This window comes from Sorangiineae bacterium MSr11954, from assembly GCA_037157815.1.
GTDB classification, from domain to species: domain Bacteria; phylum Myxococcota_A; class Polyangia; order Polyangiales; family Polyangiaceae; genus Pendulispora; species Pendulispora albinea.
The window spans coordinates 8,055,569-8,080,175 of sequence record CP089984.1 but is presented as its reverse complement, the minus strand read 5'-3'; the positions used below and the strand labels follow the sequence as shown (position 1 = coordinate 8,080,175).

The window sequence follows — 24,607 nt, the reverse complement described above, 5'->3', positions numbered from 1 at the left end:
ACTCACCTGAAGAAGCCTCAATGTCCCGCCTTCCGTTGTTGCGTTCCTTGCTGCTCGGCCTCGAGCTCCTCGAGCGCCGCAGCCAACTCTTCTTGTTCGCGCGCGGAGGCCGCGTGCGTGGGGGGCGAGGCCTCGGCCAAGCGCGCGTCGAAGTCCGCGGTGGCATCGACCCGCGCCTGAATGGGCTCCGCGACCTTGGCCGGCGGCGCCTCCTCCGGCGGGGCGAGGCCCATCTTGCGCTTGAGCGCGAGCAGCTCCTCGTCGGCGCCCGCGGTCTTCTCCAGGTTCGCGAACTGCGCGGCGAGCACGTCGCCCGTGTACTCCTCTTGGATCTCGGCGCCCGCCTCGGCCTCGGCCTCCAGCTGATCGATCTTGTTCGACATGCGCTCGAACGTCTCGAAGGCGCTCTGATCGCGCAGGCCGCTCATCGTCTCCTGGATGGCCCTCTGCGCCTCCGCGCGCTTCTTCCGCGCGATGAGCACGTTCTTCTTGCGCTTGGCCTCCTCGATCTTGTCGTTCAGCATGCGCAGCGCGCGCTTGAGCGAGTCGACGGCCGCCTTTTGTTTCTGCCACTGCTCCTTGAAGGTCGCCGCCAGCTGGTCGTGCTCCTTCTTGCGCGCGAGGGCCTCCTTCGCGAGCTCCTCGTTGCCCGCGCGCAGGGCCATCATCGCGCGGCGCTCCCACTCGGTGGCGTTGGCCGCTTCTTGCTCGTGCTGCTTGGCGAGGCGCTTCTCGTCGGCGATCGAGGCGGCCACCTGCTTCTTGGCCTCGACCAGCTGATTGTTCATGTCGAGGACGACCTGGTTCAGCATCTTCTCGGGGTCCTCCGATTTGCTGATCAGGTCATTCAGGTTCGATTTGATGAGCTGCGCGAGACGGCTGAAAATACCCATGGGCGATTCTCTCGAATTTATCGTCGAAGCGTGGAACGGTGGCGGTTCTTCACGAAGGGCTCGAAGCCTCGTCAGGAGCGCTTCAAGAGTTGCGACAGCTCGGGGACCTGCTGCGCGAGCGCGACGTCGATCTCGTCGAGCGTGGCCTCCAGCTCGTTGAAGTCGAGGTTCTCGAGCTCGAGCGCGCTGCCCAAGACGATGCGGTCGGTGCTCACGGAGCTGGTGCCCTCGCCGGAGGCGGTTTGCCGTGCCGACTCGAGCCCGTAACTCGAGTGCAAGAGCGAGCCGGCGTTGAGTTGGAGGAGCTTGCGGAAGAGCGCGGGCTGGTCGGCGCTCGCGTCGGCGATGTGCACCCGCAGCACGACCAGAGGCGGGTCGATTCGCATCGCGATGGGGGGGAAGGCTTCACTCGTATGAATGAGGTAAGTATTGCGTTCGCCTTCCACAACGGAGTACCGGCGATTCAGCTTCTCCAAGTAGGCCTCGACGTCCTGGACGGTTCGCATCGCCTGGCAAGGTTAGACTGGCGGTACTGCTACTGTCACCTCGCGTCGACAGGCTCCCTTCACCGCAGGCTTTCCGCAGGTCTGCCGCTTGCGGCGGCCTCCCTCGGGCGTTGGACGATTCGTCGCGGAAGAGCCGCAAAAACCTGCTAGATTCTGTAAGAAGGAGGAGCATGGGCGCGGCGGAACCCGGATCACTCGTCGGTACCGTAGTCGGCGGGCACTACAAGGTTCGCCGTCTGATCGGGCAGGGTGGTATGGGCGAAGTGTACGCCGCCGACGGAAAGGCGGGCGAGGTCGTAGCCCTCAAGGTGCTGCATGAGCGCGCCGCCCAAGACCCGGACTTGGTCGCCCGATTCCAGCGGGAGGCCTCGATTGCCGCGCAGGTTCAATCGCCGTACGTGGCCCGCATTCTCGGGGCCGGCAAGGACCGAAACGGGCGGCTCTGGATCGCGTTCGAGCGCCTGACGGGGGAGGGGCTCGACGAGCGTCTGCGCCGCGAGCAATACCTCTCCTTTGGCGATGTGGCCCCGGTGGTCGATGACGCCCTTCAAGGGCTCGACGCCGCGCACCGTGCGGGGGTCATTCACCGCGACATCAAACCTGCGAACTTGTTCGTCGAGAAGCGCCGGCTGACCGCCAAGGAGATCGCCAACGGTGACTCCGAGGAGCGGACGCGGATCCTCGACTTCGGGATCAGCAAGGTTCGTAAGAATCGAAAAAGCGAGCCATCGCTCACTGCCTTCGATGCCACGCTCGGCAGCTTCGCCTACATGGCGCCCGAGCAAGTGCGCGGCTCGGCGCGGGTGGACGAGCGGGCCGATCTCTACGCTCTGGGGGCGGTGGCCTACCGTGCGCTCACGGGCCGTTTGCCGTTCGAGGGAAACAACGCGCTGACCCTCATCGCGCTCAAGCTGGATCGCGAGGCCCCCTCCTTGGCCGCCACCACCGGCGACGAGTGGCCCGCCGGCATCGAGCGCTTCCTCGAAAAAATGATGGCCCGCGACCGCGAGCGCCGCTTCAAGAGCGCCTCCGAGGCCCTCGAAGCCTGGCGCACGGTATGGAACGCGATGGCCAACATGCCATTGCCCGCGCGCTCACCGCCCACCCGCCTCGAACGCGACGACGACTCCACGCAAATCACCTTCGCCGACAGCGCCTCGGCCAATCCGCGTCGTTAGTCGTCCTCGCCCCGGCGAGCCGGGTGGGGAAGACGAACGGCGGGGAACTCCCGTTCCGGGGAAGACGAAACGGCGGGGAACTCCCGTTCCGGGGAAGACGAACGGCGGGGAACTCCCGTTCCGGGGAAGACGAACGGCGGGGAACTCCCGTTCCGGGGAAGACGAACGGCGGGGAACTCCCGTTCCGGGGAAGACGAACGTCAGGGGGAAACTCCCGTTTCCGTTCCCGAATTTACGGGGAAGAGGAACGGGCAGGGGGAACTCCCGTTCCCGTTCCCGAATCATGGGGAAGACGAACGGCGGGAACTCCCGTTCCCGAATTCACGGGGAGACGAACGGCGGGGACTCCCGTTCCGTTCCCGAATCATGGGGAAGACGAACGGCGGGGGAACTCCCGTTCCCGAATTCACGGGAAAGACGAACGTCAGGGGGGAACTCCCGTTTCCGTTCCCGAATTTACGGGGAAGAGGAACGGGCAGGGGGAACTCCCGTTTCCGTTCCCGAATTCACGGGGAGACGAACGGCGGGAACTCCCCTTTCCCGAATTCACGGCGCGAGACGTTCGCGCGCGGGCACGAGTACCGGGAGGAGACGGTTATCGGTTGCGCTCTTCGCCTGTGGTGCACGGGCCCGGGACCGGGATGGCGCCTCGGGAGGCGGTGAGGTTTGGGCACTCGGCCACGGCGCTATCCGAGGCTTTGCCGTCGTTGGACGGTGGATCGTTGAAGGCGGCGACCAGATGGTATTGGCGGCAATTGAGCGTATTTCCGGTTCGTACGAGCTCGTTCTGCGCGTCGTCGAAGGCGAATGCGCCGGCGACTTTCGTCTCGCACACGCTGAGGCAATCCGCCTCGTCCGCGAACGGAATGTCTGAGCTACGCACACCGCGCGCCGTGAGCGCGGCCGGCGCGCACACCGCGAGCGCGAGCCGGCAGAAGGTGGTGCATCGTTTACCCGGCTCGCTGGAGCACATCCCAGCGCCCACGATGCCCGCGTGCGGGCAATGGGTCGCCGGATCGCCTTGGGCGGGGCTCCCGGCGTGATACGTGCGGCACCGAACGGAGTCCCCCGAGACCACCGCATCGCCCGTGGCGGGGCCCGGATTCATTTTCGAGCACGCGTGAAGGCAGCCATTCTGCGATAGGTATTGAGCAGTTGCGACATTTGGCTTGCCGCTCTCGCTCACGTTTCCGGTGCAATGGGCGCCGACCGTATTGCAGTAGGTGGTGCAGAGATCGCCCGCATCGCCTGCGCTCGTATCGGGCTGTCCCGTATCGGCCGCGGTGCCTCCGTCCGTCGGGTTGTTAGGGTTGTTACTTTCACTGCAGGCGGCAAAGATCCATGCGCCGCACCCGAAAATTGCGAAGGCCACCCCGTGTGTCCACTTCATTGGCCCAAGCTGTCAGCGCCGTTGACATGCACGCAAGCATTTTTTTAGTCGTGCAACCTGTTGCGAAAGGCGCGTCCAGTCGTGCTAAAACTGACCCCGTGGACGCAACTATTGCCGCCAAGGGAAAATACGAAGTTCGCGGCGGCGCACTCAACGTCACGAAGGGAACAGGGAACAAACCTTCCCTGGAGATTGGCGCCGACACACTCGTCGTAGGGCGAAACGAAGCTTGTGATCTCGTGCTGGACGACCGGAAGGTCAGCGCGGTTCACGTGGAGCTCGTCGCGACCGAACGCGGGGTGCGCGTGCGCGATCTCGGCTCGCGCAATGGCACCTTCGTCGGCGATACGCGCATTGGTGAAGTTTTCCTCACCAAACCGACATCCATCCTCTGTGGCGATAGCCTGCTGGAGTTCAGCCCGAACAATCCCGAGCAGGTCAACGTTCCCGAGGCTGCGGAGTTCGGGCCCCTCGTCGGAAGCAGCGCCGGAATGCGCGCGGTGTTCGAACGACTGCGCAAAGCCTCGCCGACGGAGCTTACGGTGCTCATCACCGGCGAGACCGGCACCGGCAAAGAGCTGGTCGCGCAGGCCATCCACGGCGCCAGCGAGCGGAAAAACAAGCCGTTCGTCGTGGTCGATTGCGGCTCGATCCCCGCATCGCTCGCCGAGAGCGCCCTGTTCGGCCACGAGCGCGGCTCGTTTACGGGCGCCATCGACAAGCGCATCTCGCCCTTCGTCGAAGCCGACGGCGGAACCATCTTCCTCGACGAGCTGGGAGAGCTCCCCGTCGATGTGCAGCCCAAGCTGCTGCGCGCGCTCGCGGAGCAACGCATCAAGAGCGTCGGCTCGAACAGCTACCGCCCGGTGAATGTACGCGTGGTCGCCGCTACACGTCGCGATTTGGTGCGCGAGGTCAACGAGGGAAATTTCCGCAGCGACCTTTATTTCCGCGTGGCGCAGATCAAAATCGAGCTTCCTGCTTTGCGTCATCGGCTCGAAGACATCCCCGCGCTGGTGCGCCGCATGCTCGTCGATATGGGCGACAAGCAGGCCTACAACCGTATTCCGCATGACTCGCTCGAGCGGTTGATGCGCCACGACTGGCCGGGCAACGTTCGCGAGCTGCGCAATGTGGTGGCGGTGGCCTTGGCCTTCGGCAAAGAGGGCCCCCTCGATGTAGCGCAGCACCTCGCGCCGCTCACCACCACGGCGACCGATTCGACCCCCACGCGCGGCCGCACCTTCCAGGATGCCAAACGGGACGTTTTGGCGCGCTTCGAGCGCGACTATTTCACGGCGCTGTACGCGGAGTGCAACGGCAACGTGAGCGAAATCGGGCGCCGTGCCGCCATGGAACGCGCACATGTTCGTGGATATTTGCGCCGACACGGTATAGGGACGCCGGATCGCGTCGACAAGCCGTAGCCGGCACGGGGGGTCAAATCATCCCACGAGCCGGGCGACGCCGCGCGGCGCCTATCCCGATGTGACTTGAAGTGAGGGCTCCGGAGTGATGAGGTTGCGGCGCCGCCGATACGGCCCAACACTTGTATGCAGGAGTCCTTCCTAAGAGCATCATGACGCCCCGGCCCCGATCGATCTCATTCGTTTCTCTCACCGTGAGCGCGCTTTGCGTCGCCATCGCGGGACGTCTGGCGTGGGACCAGCCTCGGCTGCTCTTGCCCTTCGCCATGATCGTCGTGTTGATGTTGCTGCCCGCGTACTTCGCGCGAAGGCGTATGCGCAGGCTCCTGATGAGCGGCGATCCCGAGCGGGTGCTTGGAACGTGGCAGGGATCGCTTCAGCGGGTCATGTACCCGGAGACCATGGCGCCGCTGATGGTGGCCACGGCATACGCCGCCTACGGATGGATCGATGCGGCGCGCACGGCGCTGGAGCGCTCGGTGCGCGGGCCCGCTTGGGAAGCCGCGCTCGAGCAGCGCCTCTTCATCGAGACCTTGCTCGACACCTTCGAGGGCGCCCGCACCACGGCGGTCGAGAAGGCCGAGGTGCTCGAAAAGATGCCGATGCCGGCGGCGTCGTTCTTTGCCCGGCTGCGGATCGCGCGCCTGCGGCGGGGGCTGCTCGCCATGGCCCGCGCGTTCGCCCATACCAGCCGCGACTCCGATGCGCGCGCGCTGCGTGCGGCCGCGTCGACCTCGCCGCTCATTCACTGGGCGATGCGCTATGCGGCCGCGGTCATCGCCATCGATCACGGCAAAAAGAGCGACGTGGCCGCGCTCCTCGCCGGGGCGCCCACGTGGCCGGAGTCGAGCGCATTTCGCCACTTCCATAATGAGCTCGTGGCCGCCTCGGGCTGGAAAAATGGAGCCCAACTCGGCTCGCCCATCACCGGAGGTTGACCCCGGGTCTCCAAGGAGACTACGCGGGGGTTGAGCCGTGGTAGTGTCTCCTTCTCGCGATGACGACCGGGCGGGCCAAGGTCCTTTACGCGGACGACGAAGACGACGTTCGTGACGTCTTCAACGTCGTGTTCTCGGCGGACTTCGACGTTACGTGCGTGGCCGGCGGCGAAGAGGCGCTCACCGCCATGTCGCACGAGACGTTCGATGTGCTCGTCACGGACATGCGCATGGATCCGATGCGCGGCTCCGAGCTCCTCGCCCGCGCCTACGATCAGTTCCGCGATACGCAGCGCATTCTGCTCACCGGCTACAGCGATCACGACGATCTCGCGGAGGCGGTGAACCAAGGGCACGTCTTTGCCTACGTGCAAAAGCCTTGGGATGCCGAGCAGTTGCGGCTGACCATCCAGCGCGCGGTGGAGCAGGGGCGGTTGGAGTCCGAGAATCGCCGCCTGGTGCAAGAGCTGCTCATCGCCAACGCGCGGCTGAAGGACGATTTGGAGTCGGTCGCGCGTGCCGTACCCCCGCGGCCGCGTCTGCAGGTGACGTCGCCCCCCATGGCGAAGGTGTTCGAGCAGGTCATCGCCGTGGCCGGCACCGAGGCGAGCGTGCTGCTCTACGGCGAAACGGGGGTCGGCAAAGAGCTGGTCGCCGCCGCCATCCACGAGCGCAGCCCGCGAAAGCGCGCCCGCTTCGTGGCGCAGAACTTGGCAGCCCTTCCGCCCGAGCTCATGACCAGCGAGCTTTTCGGCCACTCACGCGGTGCGTCGACGGGCGCTCAGCCGCTGCGTCGGGGCCTGTTCGAGCTCGCCGACGGCGGCACCTTGTTCCTCGACGAGATTGGCGAGGCGCCGCTCTCGCTTCAATCCATGCTCCTTCGCGCCCTCGAGGCGCGCGAGATCTGGCCCGTGGGGGCGACCGAGCCGCGCCGCATCGACGTGCGCATCATCGCCGCGACCAACCGCGATCTCTTGGCCGATGCCAAAGAGGGCCTCTTCCGGCTGGACCTTTATTACCGGCTGGCCGTGGCGCCCATTTACATTCCCCCGCTGCGCGAGCGACCGGGCGATGTGCGCGGCCTGGGCGCGCCGATGCTGGAGGCGGCCGCGCGCCGCATGGGACGCATGCTGCCGCGCCTGACCGACCTCGCGTGGGCCGCGCTCGAGCGGCATACCTGGCCGGGCAACGTGCGCGAGCTCTCGAACCTCATGGAGCGGCTCGCCATCTACCACGCGGGCCATGAGGTCGAGGCGGACGAGCTCGGGCTCGGTCCTGGTTTCTCATTTGCGCCGCATCAAATGCCGGCCACCTCGCCCTGGGGCGGGCCGGCCGTGAGCAGCGCCTCGCGGATCACGGTGCCGCCTTCGTCCCGGGAGCCTCTATCCCGCGAGCCCCTTTCGCGCGAGCCCTCGTCGCGCGAGCCCTCGTCACGTGATTTCTCTTCACGTGATCTCTCGTCACGTGATCCCAGGGAGCTGCGCGAGCCCGTGCCATCGAGCGCGCGGCGGAACGAGAAGGTCGAAGCGGTCGACGGGGACGATGGAGCTACCCTCGTTCTTCGGGTGCCGGAGACGGGCACCACATTCGACGATATCGAGCGCGAAATCTTGGTGCAAATCTTGGCGCGTGCCGAAGGAAACCAGTCGCGTGCGGCCCGCTCGCTCGGGCTGAGCGAGAGCACACTCCGGAGCCGGCTGAAACGCCTCGGCCTCAAAGGTCAGTAATCGCGCGGGCAGCGAGAGTAACGAGAGTAACGCGGGCGCAATCAGGCTACACTCTGCTCAATGGCTGCAACGGGCCCGGCCACGCAGACGACGCAAGCGCGATTGCCCGCCATCACCAAGTACGAGGTGATCGAGGAAATCGGCCACGGCGGCATGGCCACCGTCTACCGAGCGCACGATCCGAGGCTTGGTCGCGACGTCGCGATTAAGGTCATTCATCGCCACCTGCGCGACTCCAGCGAAATTGCGCATCGCTTCTTTGCCGAGGCCCGCGCCGTTGCCAAGCTGCGCCACGAGAATATCGTCGAGGTGTACGACGTCTCCTCGCCCGAGGAAGACGAGCAGTACCTGGTGGTCGAGCTCGTCCGTGGCCGCTCCCTTCGGAAGATTCTCGAGGAGCATCGCGCGCTTCCTCCCGAGGTGGGGGTCACCATCGCCCTGGAGCTGCTGGCGGCGCTCGCGCATGCGCACGCCGCCGGCGTCATCCACCGCGACGTCAAGCCGGAGAACGTGATCCTCGAGTACGCGGGCGCGGGCCAAGGCGAGCGCCGTGAGCCGCCGCTTCTCCCCCAGGAGAGGGTCAAAATCAAGCTCACCGACTTTGGCATCGCCAAGCTGCTCGACAGCCAAGGGGTGACGTCGACCGGGCAAGTCCTGGGGAGCCCGGCGCACATGGCGCCGGAGCAAATCGAGGGCGGCGAGGTCGACGCGCGCGCCGACGTGTTCGGCACCGGCGTTTTGCTCTACGAGTGCCTCGCGGGCCACCTGCCGTTCGAAGGGAGCAACCCTGCGCAGGTGCTCCGGCGGGTGCTGGAAGGGATCTACCCGAGCGCGGAGCACGAACGCCCCATCGTGGGGAAAAATTGGAGCAAGCTCCTCGATCGCGCGCTTCACCGCACCCCCGAGGGCCGCTTCCAGGATGCCAACCAGATGCGCGAGGCGCTGCTCGCGGAGCTTCGCCGCTTGCAGGCCGAGAACACGCTCTCCGCGTCGGGCGAACGCGGCCATGTCGAAGCGTGGCTCGACGATCCCGAGGCGTACACCAAGAAGCACGACGTCGCGCTCATCGCGCGCCTGTGCGAGCTCGGTCACGAGGCGCGGGCCCGCGGCGATGCGGTGGCCGCCGCCGCCGACTACAACCGCGCGCTCGCGTATGCGCCGCACGACAAGACGCTCCTGAAGATCGTCTCGACCATGCACCGCTCCGCGGCGCGGCGCCGGCTGGTCAAGCGCATCGTGCCCATCGTGCTCTCGGCCATCGTGTGCGGGACCGCGGCGTTCTGGGTGGCCCGCGCCTTCAAGCCGGTACCGGCGCCGGATCCCATGGTCGACAACGGCAAATCGGCGCCCTCCAGCGAACCTCTGGGGGTGGAGCTGCCGAACCCCGAGCCCCCGCCGATCGCGAGCGGGGCGGATCCGGCTCGGATGGTGCCGGCGGCCATCTCGGCGAAGGCCCCCGCGCCGCGGCCCGTTCCCGCGGGGCAAACGGGGCAAACGGGACCGGGGGGATCGGCGTCGGCGTCGGGCGGCAAGGCGATCGCGCGCGACGTCACGTTTCGGAGCCTGATCCCGCTCTTCGGCGTTCGGGTGGCGCTCGATGGCGACGAGCCGAAGAACGCCGAGATCGGCGGCCATTTGAGCATCGATGGCCAGAAGCACGTGCTCGTCTTTTCGTGCGCGCAGGACGCGTGCGAGCATGTCACGCGGGTGGTGGAGCCGGGGGAGGACGCCGTCGAGCTCGCGGTGACCCTCGAAGTCAAGCCCGCGATCCTCTTCGTTCAGGGCGATCCGCGGCATTCATACGCCATTCAGGAGCAGCCCACCGTGGTTTTGCGCGCCGGCGTTCCAAACCGCGTTCCGATGAAGGGGGCCAAGACGTCCGTTCACGTGCTGGAGCTCCCGGCGGGCCGGAGCGAGCCGGTGACCCTGCTCGCCGGGCAACAAGTCGAAGTGGTTTTCGGACGCTCCAGCGACGATTGACGCTAACATCGCGGCCTCCCTCCGCATGCGTTCGTTTCTCGCCGCCGTCGCCGTCGCCGTCTGTCTCACGACGGGTGCGATCGCGCGCGCCGACGAGCAATCGGAGCTCGACAAAGGCCGCAACGCCTACCTCGCCCGGCAGTACGACGAGGCCGACGCCCGCTTTCGCGCGATGCTCTCCCCGAGCACCGGCACCTTGCGCGATCCCACCCTCGTCACCCAGGCGTACATGTACTGGGGCGCGGTCAAAATCGCGCGCAGCCGCCCGGCGGAGGCCAGCTCCCTCTTCGAGCAGCTCCTCCTGAAGAACCCGCAGTACGAGCCCGATCCACTAAGTTTTCCCACCTCCGTGCTCGACGCCTTCAGCGACACGCGCAGCCGCATCCGCGAGCGCCTCAACGCCCAAGCGCGCGAGGCCGCCCGGCGCGAAGCCGAGCGCCGGGTCCGCGAGGAAGAAGAGCGAAAGAAGCAGCTCGAGCGCATTCGCGTCCTCGAGCGGATGGCCAGCGAAGAGAAGATCGAGGTCTACCACTCGCGGATCCTGGCCTTCGTTCCCTTCGGGGCCGGCCAATTCCAAAATGGCTCCACCGGCCTCGGTTGGTTCTTTCTGGGCGCCGAGTCGCTCTGTTTGGCCGTCGGCACCCTGGCCATCCCCTTCTACTACTCCGAAAAATCCGCCTTCGTCGACGCCTACAACGATCCCGAAGGCACCAACCAAACCTCCGACGCCCAACGCCACTACGACCGCGCGCGCACCTGGGGCTTCATCAACATGGCCGCCTACAGCGCATTCCTCGTCACCGCCGCGGCGGGCATCGTAGAGGCCAATGTCGCCTTCCGCTCCCACCTGACCATCGTCAAAAAGCGCCCCATCCCGCCTGCCGTGTCCTTTGCACCGACCTTGACGCAGGGTGGAGCCGGGATGGGGTTGCGGTTGACGTTTTAGTTGGAACGCCGTTCCAAGTTGGAACGCCGTTCTCGTTTTGGAACGCCGTTCTCGTTTCGGACGCCGTTCTCGTTTCGGACGCCGTTCTCGTTTCGGACGCCGTTCTCGTTTCGGACGCCGTTCTCGTTTCGGACGCCGTTCTCGTTTCGGACGCCGTTCTCGTTTCGGACGCCGTTCTCGTTTCGGACGCCGTTCTCGTTTCGGACGCCGTTCTCGTTTCGGACGCCGTTCTCGTTTCGGACGCCGTTCTCGTTTCGGACGCCGTTCTCGTTTCGGACGCCGTGGCGCCGGGCTACGGGGTGATCGAGGCGTTGGCCAGCGCTTTCACGTTGGTGTACGTGATGGCGCCGCCCGCGGCGACGGTGGAGGGCGGCTGGCGGACGGGCAGCCAGAGGAAGTCGGGGTGGTTGCTCTTGCTGCGGCCGACCCACTCACCGCCGATGATGGCACCCCGTGCGTCGAGCTCGAGCACGTACTCGTAGTGCGACGATTGCGTGTAGTCGTCGATGCGCGACGCCACGTTGCCCTCGCGAGGGGACGTCTCGGTGATGTATTGCACCTCGGTCTTCACGTGGAGGAACGAGACCGCGTCGGGGTTGAACTTGTAACGATCCGACGCGGCGCCCGAGCCCTCCACGACCAGCGCGTTGGCCTCGCGGCTGGTGATCTCCTCTTGCTCGAGGATGCGATAACCGCGCAGAGGCTGATTCCATACTTGGTAATCGAACGTTCGGTCCTCGACGAACGATTGCTTCTTGATGCCCAGGTAGTTCGCCAGCAAAATATGCAAAGTACCCGGATTGGTATCGCGGCACGCCGAGCGCGGGCGCCCGTCTTCGTCGCGTGACATGTTCTCGTCGCTGTCGTTGCAGCGCAGCGACACGAATTTCACCGTCGTGCCCTCGTGTACCAGCGAAATGAGCGCCTTGATGTCCTGCACCTCGAACGTCACGCCGTTCGAGACCACCGCGTGCTCGGGCTCCGGCACCAAAATCGCCGCCGGCGCCCACGCATGGCAGATACCGAACCACGTGGGAATGCAATATCCGCGGCCCTCTCCGGCGCGGCGCGCGCACGACTCGCCCAAGCTCGCGTCGCACTGCGAGGTCCGCGTGCAGCTCCTGGCGTTCGAGTGCGCGTCGATACCGTGATACCGCGACACGGCGTCTTCGACGTCTGCACCGCCGAACGCCAGCTCGTACTTCTTCGCGGGGGACGCGGAGCTCGGGCCCGCCCAGCGGTAGTTGATGCTGTCCTTGTAGGTCGGCCAATAGCTCCCGGCCCAGGGAATTCGAGCCACCTCACCGCTCGTGGGCAGCGCGGACGCGACGCGCACCAAGTCGGAGGAGAACAAAGAAGGATCGTCTTTCGCCGACCAAACCTCGGGTTGCTGAACGGCGCCCAACGGCTCGTTGGATTGTCCGGAGCTCTGCACGCTGCACGCGGCGGCGAGGAGCGAAAATGGCAACATGACGACGAATCGATTTTTCAACATGGATATACCCTCGTCGCGAAGAGATCATCGCGACCGCAGATTGATCCGCTGAAGCGGAACCAAAGACGTATACGAGGACGCACGACGGCAAATCCCTCGCAGCCGCGCGCCAATTCCGTGCGCGCGCACCGCGGGTCGATGAAACACGCCAATCCACCGAAATCACATTTCGGTGGTGGGGATTGCTCAATCGCTACTTAGAATGGGGAGCCGCTTTGCGTCAATACGTCATGGATATAAAAATTCAATCTGTCTAAACGACATCGCCCCGCCGTGAAGTGCGATGAATGGCCGATAACATCGAATCCGTCGCAGCTTCGTCGGTCGGTCGATTTAATTTCGATTCAAGATCGAAGCCCGCGTCGCTGCAAAGCGCGATGCATGGCCGCAAAACACGAATCCGTCGTGACTTCTCGGTCGGTCGAATCGCAACGAGCGCGTCGCCGCCGCCGACCCTCTCTCGGCCGGCTGATTCGCATCGAGCGCGCCGCCGCCGAAGGCGACCCATGCGATTCAGGATGGCGCGTCGTTCGAGCCGCGCACGAACAGCTCTTCCAAGGTCTCCCGTTTCACGCTCATCACCCGCGCGCCGCGTGCGAGGGCGCGGCCCAGCACGTCGGCCACTTCGGCCTCGCTGGTGGCGACGATGACCTCGGTCTTCGCATCGGCGAGCAACGTGATTTCGGTGCGCGAGCCATCGTGGCGCGCGAGGAGCGCGGGCACGGCGCCTTCGAGCGCCACCTTGCCCGCGCGTAGAATGCAGATGCGGTCGCAGAGGAGCTCGATGTCGCGAAGGATGTGGCTCGACAGCAAAATGGTGCGCCCCTTGGCCTTCTCCTCGCGAAGGAGCTCGCGCACCATCATCCGACCCGACGGATCGAGACCGTCCATCGGCTCGTCCAACACCAAGAGCTCCGGCTCGTGCACCAGCGCCGAGGCCAGCGCGACCCGCTGGAGCATCCCCTTGGACAAGGTGCGCACCGGACGGTCGATGGCCTGGCTCATCTCCACCCGCCCGAGAACGCCCGCGACCCGCGCCGGGAGCCCGCGGCCCTCGACGTCGCTCAGCCGCGCGCAAAGCGCCACGAACTCACGCGGCGTGAGGTGCGGATAGACGTAAGGTGTCTCGGGTAGAAAGCCGACCTTTCGAAGGCTGTCGTGCGAAAGCGGCAGATCGAACAAGGTCGCCTTTCCCGCGGTGGGGGCGACCAGGCCGGTGAGCATCTTGAACGTCGTGGTCTTGCCTGCGCCGTTGGGACCGAGCAAGCCGAAGATCTCGCCGCGCTCCACCTCGAACGAGATGCCGCGCACCGCCTCGATCGTCCGCGCAGAGACGAACGGAAACGACGGCGCGAACGCGAACGACTTGCGAAACGTCTTGGCGAGATCGCGTACGGCGAGGACGGGCAACGCCTTTTCCCCCGGCCTCGCCTTGAACCTACTTGGTGCTCGGGCGCGCGCTCGCGGGGGTGGCCGCGTTCGCGAGGCCCAAGGTGCCGGTGGCCCCGTACTCGTGCAGCTTGTACTGGATCTTCCGCGTGGAGACGCCGAGGAGCATCGCCGCCTTGGAGGTGGAGCCGCCGCACGCCTCGAGCGTCTTCAGAATGGCGTAGCGCTCGAGATCGGCGATGGTCGAGCCGGGGATGGGCGGCGGACCCTCGCGCTGCGTCTGCGGGACCAAGGTGGGCGGGAGCTGGCGCGCCTCGATTTGCGTGCCGTCGCAGAGCACGACGGCGCGCTCGATGGCGTTCTCCAGCTCGCGCACATTGCCGGGCCATGCGTACGAGGCGAGGCGCTCCAAGGCTTCGTCGCTGATGCCCTCGATGTTGCGCCCGTTCTCGGCCGCGTAGCGGCGCAGGAAGAAGCTCGCCAGCGCCGGGATGTCGCTCCTGCGATCGCGCAGCGGGGGCAGGTTGATGGTCACCACATTGAGGCGGTAGAAGAGGTCCTCGCGGAAGCGCCCCTTTTTGATCTCCTCTTGCAGATCGCGGTTGGTGGCGCAGATGACCCGCACGTCGACCTTCAAGGTCTCGTTCCCGCCGACCCGCTCGAACGTTCGCTCCTGCAGAAAGCGCAGCAGCTTGACCTGCGTCCCGAGCGGAATCTCGCCGATCTCGTCCAGGAACAAAGTGCCGCCATCGGCCTGCTTGAACCGCCCGTCGCGCCGGCCTACGGCGCCCGTAAATGCGCCACGCTCGTGGCCAAAAAGTTCGCTCTCGAGCAGCGACTCGGCCAGCGCCGCGCAGTTGAGGCGAACGAATGGTTTCTGCACGCGCGGCGAGGCCGCGTGGATCGACTCGGCGATGAGCTCTTTGCCGGTCCCGCTCTCGCCCATGATGAGCACACTCGCCCGGCTCGGCCCCACTTGGGCGACCAGCTCGAGGATCTCGTGCATCTTGGGGTCGTCGCTGACGATGAGCCCAAAGGCGTTGCGCTCGCGGAGTCGATCGCGAAGCTGACGCGCCTCTTGAAGAAGGCGCGCCTTTTCCATGGCGCGCTCGACGATGGCGCTGAGCTCCTCGAACTCCAGCGGCTTCGTCAGGTAGTTGTCCGCGCCCTTTTTGACGGCGGCCACCGCGCTCGAGATGGTGCCGAACGCGGTCATCACCACGAACACCGCGCCGGGGGCGGCCGCGCGGGCCTTGTCCATGAACGCGATGCCGTCGAGGCCGGGCATCTTCAAGTCGGTCAGGATGACGTCGGGCGAAAACTCCTCGAGCTTGCCCAGCGCCTTGAACCCGTCGGCCGCGGTCTCCGTGGCGTAGCCCTCCTCGTGGAGGATCTCGCTCAGGGCGGCGCGCGCGTTGGCTTCGTCGTCCACGATGAGGATGCGGCCGCGCGCGTTGGGGGGCCGATGCCGGGTGGTGCGATTGGCCGCAGGTGTGCCACCGGGTGGGGTGCCGACAACACCTGTCGCTGCGCCTGCGGCGCCAGAGGCACCTGCCACGCCTGCTACGGGATTCGATGTGCGATCGTCAGAATTTTCCATGGGGAGCTTAGCGCGATCGGTCGTATGCGCTAACCGTAGTATATCGGGAAGGGTATACGGTTGCGTCCAGGGGGTATTCGTGCAAATAGCACGGACCCGCTTCACCCCCGAGCCCGCAGCCTGCCTGAAATCGTGCGGCGAGCCGAACGATGCGGGCCTCGAAGCCAGAGCGTACGCGAGCGGGTGGCGGTCCGTTGCACTCGCTCTTGCATGAGGGGCCACAGGGCGCTATCTTCCGCGCGCCTCAGTTGGTGGTTTTCCACGCGCGGACCCCAAACCGGGGGACCGCGTTTTTTTTCGCATGGACTCGAACCAGAACACGACAACATCCAACGACCGAGCACGGCTAGAAGCCGTGATTTTACCGATCGTGTCCGCTCACGGGGCGGAGCTGGTGGATATCGAGCTCAAGACGGAACAGCAGGGTTGGGTGCTCCGCGTCTACGTGGAGAAGCTGGGCAGCGCCGAAAAGCGCGCGACCACCCGGGACGCGGCCGTGAACCTGGAGCTCTGCGCTCAGATCGCGCGGGACTTGAGCCCTGCGCTCGATGTGGCTGACCCCATCCCGCACCATTACCATTTGGAGGTCAGCTCCCCCGGTGTCGAGCGACCGCTGCGCAACGAGCGCGACTTCGTACGTTTCGCGGGCGAAAAAGCCCGTTTGAAGTTGAAAACTGCAACCCCCGAAGGCCAGAAGGTGATCACGGGCACTCTGGGGGAGCCAAAGGAAGGAGTGGTATCCGTCGTCGACGGCCCACGTACATACGACGTATCGCTCGACAACGTCGCCGCCGCGCGACTGGTGTTCGAGTTCGGTCCAGCTCCGAAACCTGGCAAGCACTCTCGGTGAATCCACGGTGAACGCAATGGCACTCAACCAGCAAAACCCTGCGCAGCCCGACTTGAACCTTCTTCAGGCCATCGACATGGTCGCGAAGGACAAAGGCATCGACAAGACCCGCCTCATCAAGACGGTGGAGGAGGCGATCCTCAAGGCCGCGCAGAGCGCTTTCGGCCCGACCCGCGAGCTCGAGGCCCGCTTCAACGAAGAGAGCGGCCAAGTCGACCTCTTTCAATACATGACGGTGGTCGAAGACGTCGGCGACGACGATCGCGAGATCGCGGTGGAGGACGCGCAGCGCCTCGGCCTCGAGGCGGAGCTCGGCGAGGAGCTCGGCTTTCAAATCTTCTGGCACCCGTCGGACGCGAAGAAGGCTGCCGAGCAGGACAAAGAGTTCGGCGATCTGCTCAATGTGAAGCAAGCCCGCACGGCGTTCGGCCGCATCGCCGCCCAGACCGCCAAGCAGGTGCTCATTCAGCGCGTGCGCGACGAAGAGCGCGATCTCATCTTCAACGAGTACAAAGACCGCAAGGGCGAGCTGATCAAAGGCGTCGTCCGCCGGTTCGAGAAGGGCAACAACATCATCGTCGACCTGGGGCGCACGGAGGGCATCCTCCCGTTCCGCGAGCAGACTCCGCGTGAAACGTACCGACCCGGCGATCGCATCGTTGCCTACGTGAAGGATATCGACCGCGAAGCCCGCGGCCCGCAGGTGATCCTCTCGCGCAGCGACCCGAAGTTGGTCGAAAAGTTGTTCGAGGCCGAGGTCCCCGAGATTTACGAGGGCATCGTGCGCATCGTGGCCTGCGCCCGAGAGCCGGGTGCGCGCTCGAAGATCGCCGTCACCAGCCGCGACGCGGACGTCGACCCGGTGGGGGCGTGCGTCGGCATGAAGGGCTCGCGCGTGCAAGCCGTGGTGCAGGAGCTGCGCGGTGAGAAGATCGACATCGTCCCCTACGACCGGGATCCGGCGCGCTTCGTGTGCGCCGCCATCCAGCCGGCGGAGGTCAACAAGGTCATCGTCGACGAGGCGGACGGGCGAATGGAGCTCGTGGTCCCCGACGAGAAGCTCTCGCTGGCCATTGGGCGCAAGGGACAGAACGTGCGCCTCGCTCACCACCTTACTGGCTGGCGTTTGGACATCATCAGCGAGTCGAAATTCAAGCAGATGGAGGAAGAGGCCATCAGCGCGCTGCAGCAGCTGGACATGGTGACCGAACCGGTCGCCCGCAGCATGTACCGCCTCGGATTCCGCGCCCTCGAGGAGCTGGCGGAGGCCACCGAGCAGGAGCTCGCGGCCATCCCGGGCCTGGGCGGCGAAGAAGGGGCGGCGCGTGTGCGCGAGGCCGCCGAGCAGACCATGGAGCGCCTGCGCCAAGCCCGCATCTCGGCGGCCCTCAATCGCACCGAGCCGCTCAGCGAGCGCGAGCGTTTCCTCTTCGTACGCGGGGTGGGGGAGCGGACCGCGCAGCTCCTCGAGGAGGCGGGCTACCGCAGCGTCGAGGACGTGAACAAGGAAGAAGAGGACAAGCTGGCCATCAAAACGGGCCTGGGCATCAAGAAGGCGCGGGTCATCAAGCAGGGCGCCGAACAGTTTCTTCAGAACGAGTGGAAAGTAATCGATTCCGCCCGTAAAGAAGCGGTCAAGGTCGCACAAGAGTCGAAGTCGGCTGCGGCCCCCGCCTCCAAGGCAAGTCTTTAGGATTGGATGAACGGACGAATTCCCGATACGAGGGGCGATACGAACCGCGCCCGACACAGAGGCAGGATCCACAAGAGCAGGATGACTAGAGCAAACCCCCAACGAGCACTCGGAAAGGCGCACGGCCGTACGTGCGTAGGCTGCGGAGAAAAAGACTCCGCGTCGGCCTTCGTGCGTCTGGTGCTGGTGTCGTTGGGAGCGGGCGAAGTCGTCGATGCGACTCCCACATCATCCGAGGGCGGGCCGCCTGCCCGGGTGGTGGTGGACGTGGGGCGTTCGTCGTTCGGTCATGGTGCGCATGTTCATGCGCGGCCGGCCTGTCTCGTGAAGGCGTGCAAAGGGGGACTGTCCCGCGCCTTCAAGACGCGGGTGGTGGCGGATGCCGTGGAGTTGGGGACCGAAATTGCGGCAGGAATGGATCGCCGGCTGGAGGGGCTGCTTCTCGCGGCCCGTCGTTCGGGGAACCTCACGTATGGCGCCGACGCGGTTTGTGAGCTTTTGGAGCAGTTCGAGAGCGGGCAGAGAGGGCGGGACGAAAACGTTCCGCAAAAAGGAAAGGATGTAGTGGTCGTCGTCGCGCGCGATGCAGACGGGAGTAAAGTGGTTTCGCGGCGTCCGATTGCGGAGGCGATTGCGTCAGGACGCGCGATCGCTTGGGGGACGAAGGACGGGGTAGGACGTCTCCTCGGTCGCGAGGAAGTGGCTCTCGTTGCGGTGACGAGCGCCAGCATCGCTTCGGAGCTGCGAGCGGTGTTTGCACAGGGTGATGCATGCAGGTTTTCGGAGAACAGCTCCGAACGCCGGGCGGTCGCAGGCCTCGGACGCGTGTCCGCTGCGACAAGCGAGGGTCGATGAGCAAGGTGCGCGTGTACGAAGTGGCCAAGCAGCTCAACCTCGATCCGAAGGCGGTCGTGGCACTGTTTCAGGCCGTCGGCATCAACGAGGTGCGGAATCATATGAGCTCCGTGGAGCCGGAAGCGGTCGAGCGGGTGAAGCGACACCTCGAGAAGCAGAAGACCCACGATGTGGTTGAGGAGCGCATTCGTCCCACGGTGGTCAAGCGCCGCGCGGTGGCCAAGCCCGGCGGGATACCCGCCCCGGCCGAGTCGCGTCCCTCGACGACCCGGCTCCCGTCGACCCAGGTTCCCCCGCCGCCCGCAAGCAGCCACGCCGATCTGTCGATGCTCGATACGGACCACAATGGGCACTTGGACGGCGGTCTCGCCGCCGTGGAGGCGATGCGCGTGGACCGTCCCAGCACCGACCGGCTCTCCAGCCGCAACGTCGCCGCCGCCGCGAACGCGGCCAACGCGACAGCCGTCGCGGCCAACGCCGCCAGCGTGACGGACGACCGACGGAGCACCCGCGACGTCTCGGCCGTGCCGGTCGACCGCGCCAGCGCGCGTTCCCTCGAGAGCGTCATCGAAGCACCGGTGACCCCGCCGCCGCCCGCGCGCGTCAGCTCGCCCAACGTGCAGGTACCGACCCCGCCGGCCTCGAGGACGAACATCCCCGCCCCGGCATCGTCGCGAACCAGCCTCCCCCGGTCCGGCGCCGCCGACGCGAGCGTCCCCAAGTCCGGCGCCCCGACCCCGCCGCCATCGCGGGCGAGCCTGCCCGGAACGGCGTCGAAGGCCGGCCTTCTCGAGCCGACGGACGACGTCGACAATACAGTCCCTGTTGCGGTCGCCGTTCCGGCGCCTGCTTCGGTCAAGGAAATCCCCACGACGACGGAGGAACCGGTCGTGCAATCCCCGCCGCCGGTCGTACCGGCCCCGCGAGAATCGTCCCATGCGGTTGCAGCGGTGTCGGCACCTGCGCCGGCGCCCACTGCCTCCGAGCGCGTTTCCGCTCCGAGCCCGAAGCTGCAGAGCGTGCAGCCCGAGGTATCCCCTGCGACGTCTGCGTCGCGCCCGTCCACGCAGGCTCCCGAGCCGAAGGTGGAAGCGCGCGCCGAGGTCGTGGAGGAAGCACCTGCGCCGCCGCCCCCGGCACCGCCGCCGCCCCCGGTGGAGGTCGCACCGCCGCCTCCGCCTGCGCCGCCACCGCCGCCTGCACCGCCGCCGCGTCCGGCTGCGCCCAAGACGGGCGTGGAGTACTGGACGGGGCGCCCCGGTGTGCCGATGCCCACGCCCGCGAGCGCACCGCGCACCGCGATTGGCGGAGGCCAGACCGGCTCCATGCCGCGCCGGGTGCAGTACGATCCGCGCGCGAGCAGCAGCGCGGCGCCGGGCCGGCCGGGGATGCGTCCTGGCGGGCCCCAAGGTGGCCGCCCTGGCATGATGGGACGCGGAGGCCCCGGCGGTCAGCGCCGAGGCTTCGGTCCGGGCGCGCACTCGCAGCAAAAGAGGCCGCCGTCGGCCGTCTCCACCAAGGAGATGAGCGAGCACAAGAAGGTCATCCGCATCGAGGAGAACATCACGCTCCAATCGATGGCGGGCCGCATGTCCCTCAAGTCGACGGAGCTCCTCATGAAGCTCCTCTCGATGGGCATGACCGGTGTGCACATCAACACCACGCTCGACGCCGACACCGCCAAGATCCTCGCCTCCGAGTTCGGATGGGAGGTCGAGGACGTCGCCAAGAGCGAAGAGGAGAGCATCGCGGCAGCCCGAGGCGAAGAGGCCGCGGCGGCCGACGCGAGCGAGAAGAACGCGGCCGAGCAGAACCTGATCACGCGCCCTCCGGTGGTGACCGTGATGGGTCACGTCGACCACGGCAAGACCAGCCTGCTCGACAAGATCCGCCAGGCCAACGTGGCGAGCGGCGAGGCGGGCGGCATCACGCAGCACATCGGCGCTTACCGCGCGAACACCAAGCACGGCCCCATCGTCTTCCTCGACACCCCGGGCCACGAGGCGTTCACCGCCATGCGCGCCCGCGGCGCCAGCGTGACCGACTTGATCATCCTGGTCGTGGCGGCCGACGACGGCGTCATGCCGCAGACGCGCGAAGCCGTGAACCATGCGCGCGCGGCCAAGGTGCCGATCATCGTGGCCGTGAACAAGATCGACAAGCCGGCGGCGGAGCCCGAGCGGGTGAAGCGCGAGCTGGTCGAAATCGGCCTTCAGCCGGAAGAGTGGGGCGGCGACACCATCTTCGTGAACGTGTCGGCGCACACGGGTGTGGGCATCGAGTCGCTGCTCGAAATGGTGGCGATTCAGTCCGAGGTCATGGACCTGAAGGCGAACCCGAAGAAGGCCGCCAGCGGCACCGTGCTCGAGGCGCTCCTCGATCGCGGCCGCGGTCCGGTGGCGCGCGTGCTCGTTCAGGACGGAACGCTCCGCGTGGGCGACTTCCTCCTGGCCGGCGCCGGCTTCGGAAAGGTCCGCGCCATGACCAACGAGCACGGCAAGCAAGTGCACGAGGCGGGGCCGTCGACCCCGGTGGAAATCCTGGGCTTGTCCGAGGTCCCCGGCGCGGGCGATCCGATGCACGCGGTGAAGGATCCGAAGAAGGCGCAGGAGATCGCCGAGAGCCGCAAAGGGAAGATGGCGCGCAGCCTCATCCCGGCCACGGCCAAGCAGTCGCTCGAAGAGATCTCCAAGCGCATGGCCGACTCGTCGCAGCAAGAGCTGCGCGTCATCGTCAAAGGCGACGTGCAAGGCTCGGTCGAAGCGGTGGCCGACGCCTTCTCGAAGCTCTCGACCGACCGCGTGAAGCTCTCGCTCATCCACGCGGGGGTCGGCGCCATCACCGAGGGCGACATCAACCTCGCCATCGCGGCCAAGGCCATCGTCATCGGCTTCAGCGTGCGTCCGGCCGGAAAGGCGAGCGCGCTCGCCGAAGAGAACAAGATCGAGATCCGGCTCTACTCGATCATCTACAACGCCATCGAAGACGTTCGAAACGCGATGGAGGGCCTGCTCCCTCCGACCCTGGTCGAGAAGACCCACGGCAAGGCCGAGGTCCGCCAGATCTTCAAGGTCAAGGGCACCGTCGTCGCCGGCTCGTACGTCATCGAAGGAACGATCAAGCGCACCAACAAGGCCCGCATCATCCGCGACAACGTGGTCGTGTGGGATGGGAAGCTCGATGCGCTGAAGCGCTTCAAGGAAGACGTGAAGGAAGTCGAGCGCGGCTTCGAGTGCGGTCTCAGCTTCGACGGGTTCAGCGACGTCAAAGAGAAGGACATCGTCGAGTCGTACGAGATCGAAGAGATCAAGCAGAAGTTGTAGTCCGTAAGAGCTGCAATCTGCAGGAATCGGCTGGGCCCGCACGGTGTGTGCGGGCCCGTGCCGTTTGTGCGATCGGCGCTGGGGAAGGCGTGAAGGAAGTCGAGCGCGGCTTCGAGTGCGGTCTCAGCTTCGATGGGTTCAGCGACGTCAAAGCGAAGGACATCGTCGAGCGCCGTTCCCTCGCGCAGCGTGATCTCCCCCGCATCGCTCCGGCTGCTTGGCCCACGCCAGCGTCGTACGAGATCGAAGAGATCAAGCCGAAGTTGTAGTCCGTAAGCTGCAATCTGCAGGAATCGGCTTGGGCCCGCCCGCGCCGTGTGCGCGGGCCCGTGCCGTTTGTGCGATCGGCGCTGGGGAAGGCGTGAAGGAAGTCGAGCGCGGCTTCGAGTGCGGTCTCAGCTTCGATGGGTGCCGTTTGTGCGATCGGCGCTGGGGCGGGCGGTTTGCGGGCGCGCGTTGCGTGGAAGGTTCGCGTTGTTTGCACCTCCGCGCCGAGATCGCTGGACGGGAGGGCCCCGCCGAGATGGTTGGCGCGCGCGCCACGCCCTCGCGGCAATCTCGTGCTGCTACGAAGGTCGTGGCGCTAGGACAGCGACTCCCAGTCGGGTTGCGATGGCGACTCCCGGTGGTGCTGCTACGAAGCTCGTGGCGCTAGGACAGCGACTCCCAGTCGGGTTGCGATGGCGATTCCCGGTGGTGCTGCTACGAAGGTCGTGGCGCTAGGACAGCGACTCCCAGTCGGGTTGCGATGGCGACTCCCGGTGGTGCTGCTACGAAGCTCGTGGCGCTAGGACAGCGACTCCCATGGATCGATGATGGTGGCGCCGGTGTGCATCATGTCCGCGGTGTTGCGGGTGACCACGCTCAACCCATACACGATGGCCGTGGCGGCGATGAGCGTGTCGACCACGGGGAGCGGGTGACCTTTGCTCTCGGCGCGCGCCGAGATGCGGCCCCATTCGATGGCCACGCGCTCGTCGATGGGGAGCGTCTGCTGCTGGAAGCGCGTGCGGATTTCGGTAAGCCAGAGCTCGAGCTTGCGGCGGCGGGTGCTCGCGGGGAGCTTCTGGATGCCCTTCTCGATTTCACCCAACGTGAGCACGCTCACGAACTGGGAAGCATCCGGCACGCGTTCGAGCCAGTCATCGACCGCGGCTGCCGGATAGGTTTTGGTGAACTCGGACAGAATGCAGGTGTCGAGCAGGTAGCCCATGGCGGTCTACAGGTCGATCTTGCGGCCCGTGTCCTTGGAGCGCTCCGTCACGAGGCCATCGGGCGAGCGCGGAGCTTTGCGGAGCAGATCGATGAACCGCTCCTTCGGCTCGGTGAGGCGGGTGTATTGCTCGTATGAAAGAACCACGGCCGTCTCCTTTCCCCGGCGTGTGATGACTTGCGGCCCGTATTGGCGGGCGTTGTCGACCACCTCGCTGAGTCGATTTTTTGCGTCTTGGATCTGCCAAAGGCGTGGGATCTTGGACATGGCTAGACAGTCTAGCTGGTGGGGAGGGAAAATCCACTCCAGGGCGAGCTCGAGCGTAAGCTCGCGCAATCCGCGGGGAAATCGACGCGGAAAGGCGTGTGTTCCCTGCGCGTACCCCCGATTCGAGGTAAATGGGGTGCTCCCTCCCGGGATGGTCCATCGATGTTCGTCGGCGTCTTACGGCTCACGTTTCACATTCCGCATGCGCGCTCGCTCAAGGAAAAGCGCAGCGTCGTCCGGAAGTTTCGCGACCGCGTGCGCGCCCGCTACGACGTGTCCATCGCCGAGGTCGACGCCCAGGATCTGCACCAGCGCGCCGTCTTCGGCGTGAGCGTCGTCTCGGGGGACGCGGCGGTGTGCGATTCGGTGATGGCCCAGGTGGCCCACACCGCCGAAACGCAGGAAGATGCCGTGCTCACCGATCGCGCAACGGAAGTCATCACCATCGGGGCCGATCTCTACGGCCCCGGCGATCCGCCGCTCGCGGCGGACGATTGAAACAAGGAGCTCGAGGAACCTCGATGGCCGCTGAAGTCAAACGCGCCACCCGCGTGGCAGAAGGAATTCGTGAGGAGCTGGCGAACCTCCTCGGGCGACGTGTCCGCGATCCACGCGTGGCCGGCGTCATCGTGTCGCGCGTGGCCATCACCGACGATCTACGCAACGCCAAAGTGTACGTACGCCTGCTCGACGGCGACGAGTCGCGCCAAAAAGAGCTGCTCGCCGGCCTGAAGAGCGCCACCGGCATGCTCCGCTCGTCGCTCACGAAAGATCTCGGCCTGCGCTTCGCCCCCGAGCTCCGCTTCTACTACGACGAAGCCGTCGAAAAGAACGCGCGCATCGACGAGCTCCTAGCCGAAATCGAACGCGAAACACGTTCGAAGTAAGGCCCGCCCCGCGCCGCGCGGCGAAGTAGGGCCCGCGCCGCGCCGCGCGG

Annotated in this window: 21 protein-coding genes; 13 read left to right on the top strand and 8 right to left on the bottom strand. The window is 66.2% G+C overall.

Annotated elements, in window-relative coordinates:
- Positions 1-17: 17 nt before the first annotated feature.
- Positions 18-893: a PspA/IM30 family protein gene (locus tag LZC94_31285; protein ID WXB12320.1), complete on the bottom strand. Its 876-nt coding sequence runs from the start codon at positions 891-893 to the stop codon at positions 18-20.
- A 71-nt stretch (positions 894-964) separates the two neighbouring features.
- Entirely contained in the window at positions 965-1,399 is a 435-nt protein-coding gene (locus LZC94_31280; GenBank protein ID WXB12319.1) for a YbjN domain-containing protein, read from the bottom strand.
- 170 nt (positions 1,400-1,569) lie between these two features.
- Here LZC94_31280 and LZC94_31275 point away from each other — a divergent pair, with 170 nt between their 5' ends.
- Positions 1,570-2,577, top strand: a complete 1,008-nt coding sequence (locus LZC94_31275) for a serine/threonine protein kinase (protein WXB12318.1) — start codon at positions 1,570-1,572, stop codon at positions 2,575-2,577.
- Between the two features lie 595 nt (positions 2,578-3,172).
- On the opposite strand, the gene LZC94_31270 is transcribed toward LZC94_31275, so the two are convergent.
- The gene (locus tag LZC94_31270; GenBank protein WXB12317.1) at positions 3,173-3,949 is read right to left on the bottom strand and encodes a hypothetical protein; all 777 of its coding nucleotides are present in this window, start codon (positions 3,947-3,949) and stop codon (positions 3,173-3,175) included.
- Between the two features lie 116 nt (positions 3,950-4,065).
- On the opposite strand from LZC94_31270, the gene LZC94_31265 reads away from it, so the two are divergent.
- The 5 genes from LZC94_31265 (at position 4,066) to LZC94_31245 (ending at position 10,985) form a co-directional block, all read left to right on the top strand.
- Positions 4,066-5,394 carry a sigma 54-interacting transcriptional regulator gene (locus tag LZC94_31265; protein WXB12316.1) on the top strand — a complete coding sequence of 443 codons (1,329 nt, stop codon included), beginning with the start codon at positions 4,066-4,068 and terminating at the stop codon, positions 5,392-5,394.
- A 194-nt stretch (positions 5,395-5,588) separates the two neighbouring features.
- Entirely contained in the window at positions 5,589-6,332 is a 744-nt protein-coding gene (locus LZC94_31260; protein ID WXB12315.1) for a hypothetical protein, read from the top strand.
- Positions 6,333-6,391: 59 nt separating this feature from the next.
- The gene (locus LZC94_31255) at positions 6,392-8,059 is read left to right on the top strand and encodes a sigma-54 dependent transcriptional regulator (GenBank protein ID WXB12314.1); all 1,668 of its coding nucleotides are present in this window, start codon (positions 6,392-6,394) and stop codon (positions 8,057-8,059) included.
- Positions 8,060-8,119: 60 nt separating this feature from the next.
- Positions 8,120-10,039 carry a protein kinase gene (locus LZC94_31250; GenBank protein ID WXB12313.1) on the top strand — a complete coding sequence of 640 codons (1,920 nt, stop codon included), beginning with the start codon at positions 8,120-8,122 and terminating at the stop codon, positions 10,037-10,039.
- 25 nt (positions 10,040-10,064) lie between these two features.
- The gene (locus LZC94_31245) at positions 10,065-10,985 is read left to right on the top strand and encodes a hypothetical protein (protein ID WXB12312.1); all 921 of its coding nucleotides are present in this window, start codon (positions 10,065-10,067) and stop codon (positions 10,983-10,985) included.
- A gap of 292 nt (positions 10,986-11,277) precedes the next feature.
- Here LZC94_31245 and LZC94_31240 read toward each other — a convergent pair whose 3' ends face one another.
- The 3 genes from LZC94_31240 to LZC94_31230 all read right to left on the bottom strand — a co-directional run bounded on the left by LZC94_31240 (position 11,278) and on the right by LZC94_31230 (position 15,427).
- The gene (locus tag LZC94_31240; protein WXB12311.1) at positions 11,278-12,480 is read right to left on the bottom strand and encodes a hypothetical protein; all 1,203 of its coding nucleotides are present in this window, start codon (positions 12,478-12,480) and stop codon (positions 11,278-11,280) included.
- Positions 12,481-12,993: 513 nt separating this feature from the next.
- A complete protein-coding gene (locus tag LZC94_31235) occupies positions 12,994-13,890 on the bottom strand; it encodes an ABC transporter ATP-binding protein (GenBank protein ID WXB12310.1) in 897 nt (298 codons plus the stop codon).
- Positions 13,891-13,918: 28 nt separating this feature from the next.
- A complete protein-coding gene (locus LZC94_31230; GenBank protein WXB12309.1) occupies positions 13,919-15,427 on the bottom strand; it encodes a sigma-54 dependent transcriptional regulator in 1,509 nt (502 codons plus the stop codon).
- A 397-nt stretch (positions 15,428-15,824) separates the two neighbouring features.
- On the opposite strand from LZC94_31230, the gene LZC94_31225 reads away from it, so the two are divergent.
- The 5 genes from LZC94_31225 to LZC94_31205 all read left to right on the top strand — a co-directional run bounded on the left by LZC94_31225 (position 15,825) and on the right by LZC94_31205 (position 22,459).
- Complete coding sequence (locus LZC94_31225) at positions 15,825-16,319, top strand: ribosome maturation factor RimP (protein WXB12308.1); 495 nt, start codon at positions 15,825-15,827, stop codon at positions 16,317-16,319.
- Positions 16,320-16,335: 16 nt separating this feature from the next.
- Complete coding sequence (gene nusA / locus LZC94_31220) at positions 16,336-18,012, top strand: transcription termination factor NusA (GenBank protein ID WXB12307.1); 1,677 nt, start codon at positions 16,336-16,338, stop codon at positions 18,010-18,012.
- Between the two features lie 171 nt (positions 18,013-18,183).
- Positions 18,184-18,867, top strand: a complete 684-nt coding sequence (locus LZC94_31215) for a hypothetical protein (protein ID WXB12306.1) — start codon at positions 18,184-18,186, stop codon at positions 18,865-18,867.
- Positions 18,864-22,190, top strand: coding sequence for a translation initiation factor IF-2 (gene infB / locus LZC94_31210; GenBank protein WXB12305.1), 3,327 nt, complete (start codon positions 18,864-18,866; stop codon positions 22,188-22,190). Before LZC94_31215 ends, infB begins: the two co-directional genes overlap by 4 nt.
- Before the next feature lie 89 nt (positions 22,191-22,279).
- Positions 22,280-22,459 carry a hypothetical protein gene (locus LZC94_31205; protein ID WXB12304.1) on the top strand — a complete coding sequence of 60 codons (180 nt, stop codon included), beginning with the start codon at positions 22,280-22,282 and terminating at the stop codon, positions 22,457-22,459.
- A gap of 518 nt (positions 22,460-22,977) precedes the next feature.
- On the opposite strand, the gene LZC94_31200 is transcribed toward LZC94_31205, so the two are convergent.
- Complete coding sequence (locus LZC94_31200; GenBank protein ID WXB12303.1) at positions 22,978-23,403, bottom strand: type II toxin-antitoxin system VapC family toxin; 426 nt, start codon at positions 23,401-23,403, stop codon at positions 22,978-22,980.
- 6 nt (positions 23,404-23,409) lie between these two features.
- Complete coding sequence (locus tag LZC94_31195; protein WXB12302.1) at positions 23,410-23,670, bottom strand: type II toxin-antitoxin system Phd/YefM family antitoxin; 261 nt, start codon at positions 23,668-23,670, stop codon at positions 23,410-23,412.
- Positions 23,671-23,832: 162 nt separating this feature from the next.
- On the opposite strand from LZC94_31195, the gene LZC94_31190 reads away from it, so the two are divergent.
- Positions 23,833-24,168: a DUF503 domain-containing protein gene (locus LZC94_31190; GenBank protein WXB12301.1), complete on the top strand. Its 336-nt coding sequence runs from the start codon at positions 23,833-23,835 to the stop codon at positions 24,166-24,168.
- A gap of 23 nt (positions 24,169-24,191) precedes the next feature.
- Positions 24,192-24,557 (top strand): 30S ribosome-binding factor RbfA, encoded by a 366-nt coding sequence (rbfA, locus tag LZC94_31185; GenBank protein WXB12300.1) that lies wholly within the window; start codon positions 24,192-24,194, stop codon positions 24,555-24,557.
- The last annotated feature ends 50 nt before the right edge of the window (positions 24,558-24,607 follow it).

What these genes read in the sequence shown, in the direction of transcription:
- LZC94_31240 (WXB12311.1), bottom strand. Translation starts at nt 12,480, where the DNA reads ATGTTGAAAAATCGATTCGTCGTCATGTTGCCATTTTCGCTCCTCGCC.
- nusA (WXB12307.1), top strand. Translation starts at nt 16,336, where the DNA reads ATGGCACTCAACCAGCAAAACCCTGCGCAGCCCGACTTGAACCTTCTT.
- LZC94_31250 (WXB12313.1), top strand. Translation starts at nt 8,120, where the DNA reads ATGGCTGCAACGGGCCCGGCCACGCAGACGACGCAAGCGCGATTGCCC.
- LZC94_31280 (WXB12319.1), bottom strand. Translation starts at nt 1,399, where the DNA reads ATGCGAACCGTCCAGGACGTCGAGGCCTACTTGGAGAAGCTGAATCGC.
- LZC94_31190 (WXB12301.1), top strand. Translation starts at nt 23,833, where the DNA reads ATGTTCGTCGGCGTCTTACGGCTCACGTTTCACATTCCGCATGCGCGC.
- rbfA (WXB12300.1), top strand. Translation starts at nt 24,192, where the DNA reads ATGGCCGCTGAAGTCAAACGCGCCACCCGCGTGGCAGAAGGAATTCGT.
- LZC94_31200 (WXB12303.1), bottom strand. Translation starts at nt 23,403, where the DNA reads ATGGGCTACCTGCTCGACACCTGCATTCTGTCCGAGTTCACCAAAACC.
- LZC94_31195 (WXB12302.1), bottom strand. Translation starts at nt 23,670, where the DNA reads ATGTCCAAGATCCCACGCCTTTGGCAGATCCAAGACGCAAAAAATCGA.
- LZC94_31255 (WXB12314.1), top strand. Translation starts at nt 6,392, where the DNA reads ATGACGACCGGGCGGGCCAAGGTCCTTTACGCGGACGACGAAGACGAC.
- LZC94_31245 (WXB12312.1), top strand. Translation starts at nt 10,065, where the DNA reads ATGCGTTCGTTTCTCGCCGCCGTCGCCGTCGCCGTCTGTCTCACGACG.
- infB (WXB12305.1), top strand. Translation starts at nt 18,864, where the DNA reads ATGAGCAAGGTGCGCGTGTACGAAGTGGCCAAGCAGCTCAACCTCGAT.
- LZC94_31275 (WXB12318.1), top strand. Translation starts at nt 1,570, where the DNA reads ATGGGCGCGGCGGAACCCGGATCACTCGTCGGTACCGTAGTCGGCGGG.
- LZC94_31285 (WXB12320.1), bottom strand. Translation starts at nt 893, where the DNA reads ATGGGTATTTTCAGCCGTCTCGCGCAGCTCATCAAATCGAACCTGAAT.